5 protein-coding genes and 1 tRNA gene are annotated in these 6,856 nt (G+C 66.9%); all 6 read left to right on the top strand.

The window, feature by feature from the left end; all coding sequences use genetic code 11:
- Positions 1–619: 619 nt before the first annotated feature.
- Positions 620–1,249, top strand: a complete 630-nt coding sequence (locus tag NYZ98_RS40915; protein WP_262850906.1) for a C40 family peptidase — start codon at positions 620–622, stop codon at positions 1,247–1,249.
- Positions 1,250–1,799: 550 nt separating this feature from the next.
- Positions 1,800–1,871: transfer RNA gene (locus tag NYZ98_RS40920), tRNA-Arg, on the top strand.
- 225 nt (positions 1,872–2,096) lie between these two features.
- Positions 2,097–2,876 (top strand): phosphotransferase family protein, encoded by a 780-nt coding sequence (locus NYZ98_RS40925; protein ID WP_262850907.1) that lies wholly within the window; start codon positions 2,097–2,099, stop codon positions 2,874–2,876.
- Positions 2,877–2,953: 77 nt separating this feature from the next.
- Complete coding sequence (locus tag NYZ98_RS40930) at positions 2,954–3,841, top strand: endonuclease/exonuclease/phosphatase family protein (RefSeq protein WP_262850908.1); 888 nt, start codon at positions 2,954–2,956, stop codon at positions 3,839–3,841.
- A 458-nt stretch (positions 3,842–4,299) separates the two neighbouring features.
- Positions 4,300–4,725 (top strand): hypothetical protein, encoded by a 426-nt coding sequence (locus NYZ98_RS40935; protein ID WP_262850909.1) that lies wholly within the window; start codon positions 4,300–4,302, stop codon positions 4,723–4,725.
- Positions 4,726–5,198: 473 nt separating this feature from the next.
- Entirely contained in the window at positions 5,199–6,563 is a 1,365-nt protein-coding gene (locus tag NYZ98_RS40940) for an amidohydrolase (protein ID WP_262850910.1), read from the top strand.
- Positions 6,564–6,856: the final 293 nt, after the last annotated feature.

The raw sequence follows: 6,856 nt of genomic DNA on the forward strand, positions 1-6,856 counted from the left end.
CGCCAACCCCCTCCCCGCCAACCCGAACACTCCTTCCCCGATGGACCGCCCATCCTCCGCCGAGAATCGACCAGCGATCTCCAAGGACCGACCAGCGACCACTCCAGAAGACCCTCCAACCACAGAAGGACAAATCAGAGAAGCACCTATGCCACCACTCCCGGCCGCCGAGGCACCGTCCGAACCTTCACCGGGATCACCCCGCGACCTGATCGACCCCCACGGCACACCAGCCGCCCGCATGTGGACCTGGCCCACCCAGCCTCCCGCCCCCAACGCGACCAGCTCCACAGACCACGACAGAACCCCGACCAAAATCCACCAGCCGTCCATCACCACCGCCCGCGTCCCCCCAACCCACCAACAATCAGTGGAGACCCGGCAACACCACAACCTTGATCAGCACCACCCCAAGCAGAACCAGCAACCTCCCAAGAACCAGCCACCCCCCAACCAAGATCGTCCACACCCCGACCAGAACCACCCAACCCCCGACCACGACCAGCCACATCCCGGCCAGAACCAGCCACACATCGACCGGAACCGGCCACGCCCCCACCAAGATCGGTCACACCTCGACCAAGGCCGACCGCAGGCCGCCCCCACCCCCGCCGACCACATGGACGCACGCGCTGACCCTGGCCACACCGGCCACGACAGAACTGTCGCCGCCGATCGAGCCACCAACCGCCCAGGGACCGCACCAGCTCCTACCACCGGTCGAGCCCGTGTCGCCGCCAGCACCACCCGCCCGTCCAAGAGTCCAGCGAACGACGTCGTCGACAAGGCCGGTTCGCGACTTACGGCCGGCTCGCGACCTACGGCCGGCTCGCGACCTACGGCCGGCTCGCGACCTACGGCCGCTGGAGCCGCCGCCGCCATCGCGGCCATCGACAAGATCGGGACGCCGTACGTCTGGGGCGGGGGATCCAAGGGCGGAGCCACACGTGGCGGCTTCGACTGCTCAGGCCTGGCCCTATACGCCTGGGGACAGGCTGGCGTCTCCCTTCCGCACTACACCGGCAGCCAGTTCACCAAGGGAGACAGGATCCCGTTCTCCCAACTCAAGGCAGGCGACCTCGTCTTCTTCGGAGGCGGCAACGGAGACCCCACGCACGTAGGCATCTACCTCAAGGACGGCGTGATGGTCCACGCCCCCAAATCCGGCGACGTAGTCCAAAAGATCGACTTCGCCCACTCCGCCTACTACCGCCCGCGCTACCGAGGCGCCATCCGCCCCAACAAATAACCCGCCCCACTAAGTACCTGTACCGAGCTCCTCGCCAAGACCAGGTGCGCGACACCTAGTACCCGTCGGTTGCGTCCACGGTGGCGGCCCATAAGTCTCTGCTGATCGCACCTGGGGCTGCCGCTCGGCCCACTCCCCGGGCCGGGCCTCACCACCTGCTCTGTCCCTCACAGCCGTGGGGGCAGAGCACGCGAGCGGTACCCAGAGAGCCCAGCGGCCCGCGGCGGATCTAGAGTCAGAAGCCTGGTGCGGTAGCGCCTACACGTAGCCGCTACTGGTGGCGGGCCGCCGAGGTCAGGGGCCCCAAGATCCACCTGCACATCAGCCAGGTGCTCCACTGGTAGCGCCTACACGTGGGCGTTGACGCGTGGCGCTGCAGAGGGGTGGATCGGCATGCCGGATCAAGGGGCGGACGTCGGCATACCGGATCAGGAAGACTTCGCGCTCAGGGTCGGACCTGATCGGTCCCGGACCTGGCGGGTACTTGATCGCGAACCGGCTTATGGGTAACCGAAGGCCTCCAGATGCTGGTAGCCTTACCACTCGTTGAGCCCCCTTAGCTCAGGGGATAGAGCACCGGCCTCCGGAGCCGGGTGCGTAGGTTCGAATCCTACAGGGGGCACCTCATCACGATCAGCGGAAGTAGCCGCTGACCTGGGTGAACGACATAGAAACGGGCGGGTCTCCAGTCTTACGGAGACCCGCCCGTTCTTGACTCTGCGGCAGGAATTGTCTCGCCGACCTACTCCGAACCGTTCAGACTGGCGCGATGCCCGACATTCAGCCATCTGCAGCAGCACTCGCGTGGGCCGCGCGTGTAGCCGGTACCAGGGCGACAGTGCGAGAGGTGCAAGCGCTCGCAGGCGGTACTCATGCCCGTACCCATCTGGTCCGGACGGCCGACCCGGACTGCGAGCTGGTGCTGAGACGGTACGACGTCGCGGACGATGCGGCGTGTCGCGAGACTCACGTGCTGGCCGCGCTCGATGGGCTGGGCGGTCTCGCGCCACGTCTGCTCGACGCCGATCCGGCGGGGGAACGATTCGGCGAGCCTGCCGTTTTGATCTCGCGGCTGCCAGGGCGAGCGGACATCATGCCTGCCGATCCGCTTCCATGGGCCGCGCGGCTGGGGTACGCGCTTGCCCGTATCCACGCTGCACCTCTTATAGGGATGACAGGGTTCCGCGACGTTATCGGTGATATTCCCGGCATCGTCGGCCGGGCCGATGGGCCGGTGCGGAAACGATGGGGCGAGCTTGCCGCCGAACCGAGGGTGCTCACACATTTCGACTACTGGTCGGGCAATGTCCTGTGGGAAAACGGTGAGCTCACGGGGGTCGTCGACTGGTCGGGGGCCTCGTTCGCGCCCCGCGGATTCGATGTCGGCTGGTGCCGCCTGGACCTGGTGTTGCTTCACGGCACGCGCGTCGCCGACGCTTTCCTTCGTGCCTACGAGGACGCCGCCGGTGTGCGCGTGCCACACCGGGAACTTTGGGATTTGTTCGCCGTCCAACGCTCCCACGGCGAAGTGGAGGGTTGGCTGCCGAACTACCACGACCTCGGCCGTACCGACCTCACCGGTCGAGAACTCAGTCATCGGCACCGTGCCTGGCTCACCGCCACGTGAGGAGGCGGGGGCCGGACAGCCTTGATCTTTTGTGGGGGGTGTGCCGGTTGGGCTGGGGGTGGGGGGGTTCTGGTTGTATGGCGGTGATGAAAGGGCGAATGATGGTGGCGGCTGTTGCCGTGCTGGCGGTTGTGACTCCTCCCGCCGAGGCGCGCACGGAGCTGTCGGTGATGACGTGGAACGTCTGCGCCGGTACGAATCCCCGTTGTGGCCTCTATCGTGCCGACGCCGAGCAGTTGGCGCGGAGTATCGGGCAGTATGCCGTCGACCGGCCGATCAAGCCTGATGTGATCTTCCTAGAGGAGTTCTGCACCGGAGCAGAGGGGACGCTGGAACGCTGGTTGGAGCAGCGGACCGGTCGGAGGTGGAGCATCCGGTCGTGGAGCATTCTCTCCAACGCCGGCGTTCCGTACGCCTGTCAGCCTGATCGTCTTGGCCGCTCGCGGGGTGCGCAGAGCATCACGGTCGCGGTCGCCGACGACGCGGTCACCTTCCAGACCCTCCTGCTGGACGCACCGCCCTGGTACGTCAAGCGGGCTGTCGTCTGTGCCACGATCCCCCTGAAGCGCGTCCGGGCCTGCGGCACCCATCTGTCGTCGGGCGAGACCTACGACGACAGGGAGCCGGGCGCGCCGTACCGGACCAAGCAGGTCAAGGACCTGATGGCGTTCGCCACCCAGCCTGGTTACTGGACCGTTTTCGGGGGCGATCTCAACGTGACCCCGCCTGACAGCGGCGCCGGCAGTGCCGCTGGGCGCCGGGCCATGGCGCCCGCCTATCAGGCGTACGGGGAGTGCGATCAGCGCGGCACCAGTCGTAATGGGCAGTGGACCCACAGCAGTGGGGGGGTGCGGAAGAAGCTCGACTATCTGTTCGTGCCTAAGGGCAGTATGTGGCGGTGCGATATCGCCCCGCTTACAGCCCTCTCCGACCACAGACCCCTCTATATTCAGATCGCCCTTTAGGGGACGTCCGGCCGTCAAATTCATTTGTTCAATGGCCGGGTTTTTTTACGTCAGTTACGGCTGTGGAACGCCTGGTGTTGAAATGTGCCGGCAGCGGTTTATGGGGGTTAGGCGGAAAGCGGTGGGTTCGCCGTTCATTCTGTTCGGTGGGCTGGCTGACCCGGTGGGTTCGGTATTTAGTGGGCCGTGTGCTGTGTGTCGGCAATAAGGTTGGTGGTTGGGGTATTCGGATGGTTGAGGGGATTTGTGGAGTGGGTTGAATGCAGGGATTTCGGGTGGGAGGGCTGCGGGTTCGGTGATCCGGTGCTGATGGCTTGGCGTGTCTGAAGAGGTATTTGTAGTTACTTCCGCTAGCGTCTCCAGGTGTGGTGTCGACTCGGTGTGCTCCATGGTTCGGGTCGATTCTTCATAAACCCGGGCGGAATGTCGGGGTAGGCCAGGAGATACGGAGTGATTTCATGTTCAAGCGTGCGCTTGCCGTCGGCACACTGGTGGCGTCCGGCCTTTTCGCCTTTGTGGCGATCTCGGCCCTGCCGTCCAATGCGAGTGCGATGAATCAGGAGTCCGTCCCGATATCCGGGATTCTGAGTGGGGATGGCCATCCCTGCTACTACTACCACCAGGGTCGCCATCACTACCGCAACTGTCAGCACCGGCCGTATAATCCCCATGGGCATCATCACCACCCATATGGCCACCACCACTATCCCTATAACCATCCGCGTCCGTACGGGCATCAGCGTCCGTCGATCCACCAGCACCCGTCCATTCAGCAGCATCCGTCCGGACGGCAGATTCACCAGGTGCCGCAGAGTCCCATCGGGCAGCAGGGGCCGTACGGGCAGCAGGTTCCGCAAGGTCAGCCGGTTCCGCTGGGGCATTAAGGCCGGGCGGTGTTCCGGTGCGGGCCGGCGAGACGTGTCCGCGCTGATGGTGATCGACCCCACACGCCCGGCGGGTGTCCAGTTCGTCCAGAGAAGTCCTAGGGTCTCCACAGGAGAGTCGTTGGACGACCTGGAGGCGCCGCGCCGGGCTGGATGACGGGGTCGGCTGCCCGGGCCTGGGCAGTGGAGGGCCGTCGATGACCCGAGAGCCGGGCGGGGACAGCGCGCGGACGTTGCTGCGAAATGTCCATCTTGAGCCGGGCGGGCCTGTGTGCGACGTGGGCATGGCCGACGGGCGAGTGGTGTCTATCCGCCCGGCCGGTGGGGTGGTCCGGGACATTCTGGACGTTCCTCGGGGTGGCGGCGGTGGTGGACAGGGCGGTAGCGGCGACGGCTTACCGATCGTTGACGGGCGGGATGTTGACGGGCGGGGTATTGACGGGCGGGGTGTTGACGGGCGGGACGGCGATGGGGTGCGGATCGTCGAGGGGAGGGGCGGCACGCTCCTGCCGGGACTCGTGGACGCGCACGTGCACATGCTCCAGTGGGCCGCCGCCCGGCGCAGGGTCTCGCTGGCGGGAGCGGGTTCCGCCGTTGAGGCCGTGGATCGGCTGGTGGCCGGGCTCGGCGAGGTGGCGGGCCCGGCCGATCCGGCCGATCCGGATGAGATGATCTTCGGTGCCCATTTCAGCGATGGGCTGTGGCCGGACCGTCCGCACAAGGATCTGCTTGAGCGGGCGCTGCCCGGCCGTGCCGTCACGCTGTTCAGCAATGATCTGCACACCTGCTGGCTCAGTCCCGCGGCACTGGTTCTGATCGGCCGGGATCATCCGAGCGGGGTGTTCACCGAGACCGCGTGCATGGAGATCACCGCCGCGTTGCCTTCGGCATCCGTCGCGGTCCAGGACCGGTGGGTGCTGGAGGCCGCCGATGCGGCCGCGGCGCGCGGGGTGACCGGGGTCATCGATTTCGAGTACGCCGATACCGTCGCGGACTGGTCGCGACGTCTGCTGTCGCGAGCCTCCAGCGTGCGGGTTTCCTGCACGATTGCCCGGTTCGTTCTCGACGAGACGATTGAGCGCGGGTATCGGACCGGTGACCTGGTCCCGGGGTCGGGAGGGCTTCTGCGGGTTGGGCCCTGCAAGCTCTTCGTGGACGGCTCGCTCAACACCCGGACCGCGTACTGCCACGAGGGGTACCCGGGGCGGACCGGGCCGGAGGCGAACGGGTTGCTGGTGCTGCCGCCGGACGAACTGACCGCTTTGATGCGGCGCGCCGCGAGCCACGGCATTTCCCCGGCGGTGCACGCCATCGGCGACCGGGCCACGGCCATCGCCCTGGACGCGTTCGCGGAGGTCGGTTGCCGGGGGCGGATCGAGCATGCTCAGCTTGTGGATCCTGGGGACATGCGACGTTTCGCGGAGCTTGGGGTGACGGTCGGGGTTCAGCCCGCGCACGCGCCGGATGACCGGGATGTGGCGGATCAGTACTGGCGGGGGCGGACAGGGCGGGCGTTCGCGTACGCCTCGATGCTCGCCGCGGGAGCACGGCTGGAGATCGGCTCGGACGCGCCGGTGTCGCCGCTGGACCCATGGAACGGTATCGCCGGCGCGGTGGCGCGCACGGACGACGACCGGCCGCCGTGGCACGCTGAGCAGGCGATTCCGCTGGAGGTCGCGCTGGCCTCGGCCTGTGGTGGGCGCGGGCGGGTACGGGTCGGGGATGTCGCCGATCTGATGGTGACCGCTTGCGATCCGCGTGAGGTGCCGGTCGGGGACCTTGCTGAGTTGCCGATCACGGCCACGTTGGTCGGCGGGCGTGTGACGTATCTGGCGTGAGCCGCGGATGGAACCTGGTGTGCTCAATGTTCGCCGGTCGGGTGTCGCGTCGGCTTTGCCGTACCCCATTCCGGCGGCGCCCGCGATGCTGGAACATCGAAATGGCGCGGGTGTCCTGTCCTACGGTCCTCGCCTTCGGCTCGGGCGTGTTTCCGGCCTGGCGGCCTGCCTCGGCCCTCCACCATGCGTCCGTCGGGTTCCTCGCCGTAAGAGGCGCCGATTTCGCCGTACCTATTCTCGCCGCGTCGGCGCCCTGATGAACGACATCGTTGTGGTGGGAGGGGTGGGAGTGG

It is taken from the genome of Sphaerisporangium corydalis (assembly GCF_025506355.1).
Classification (GTDB): Bacteria; Actinomycetota; Actinomycetes; order Streptosporangiales; family Streptosporangiaceae; genus Sphaerisporangium; species Sphaerisporangium corydalis.

Excerpts from the sequence above, each read along its gene's own strand:
- NYZ98_RS40930 (WP_262850908.1), top strand. The coding sequence starts at position 2,954 with ATGGCGGTGATGAAAGGGCGAATGATGGTGGCGGCTGTTGCCGTGCTG.
- NYZ98_RS40915 (WP_262850906.1), top strand. The coding sequence starts at position 620 with ATGGACGCACGCGCTGACCCTGGCCACACCGGCCACGACAGAACTGTC.
- NYZ98_RS40935 (WP_262850909.1), top strand. The coding sequence starts at position 4,300 with ATGTTCAAGCGTGCGCTTGCCGTCGGCACACTGGTGGCGTCCGGCCTT.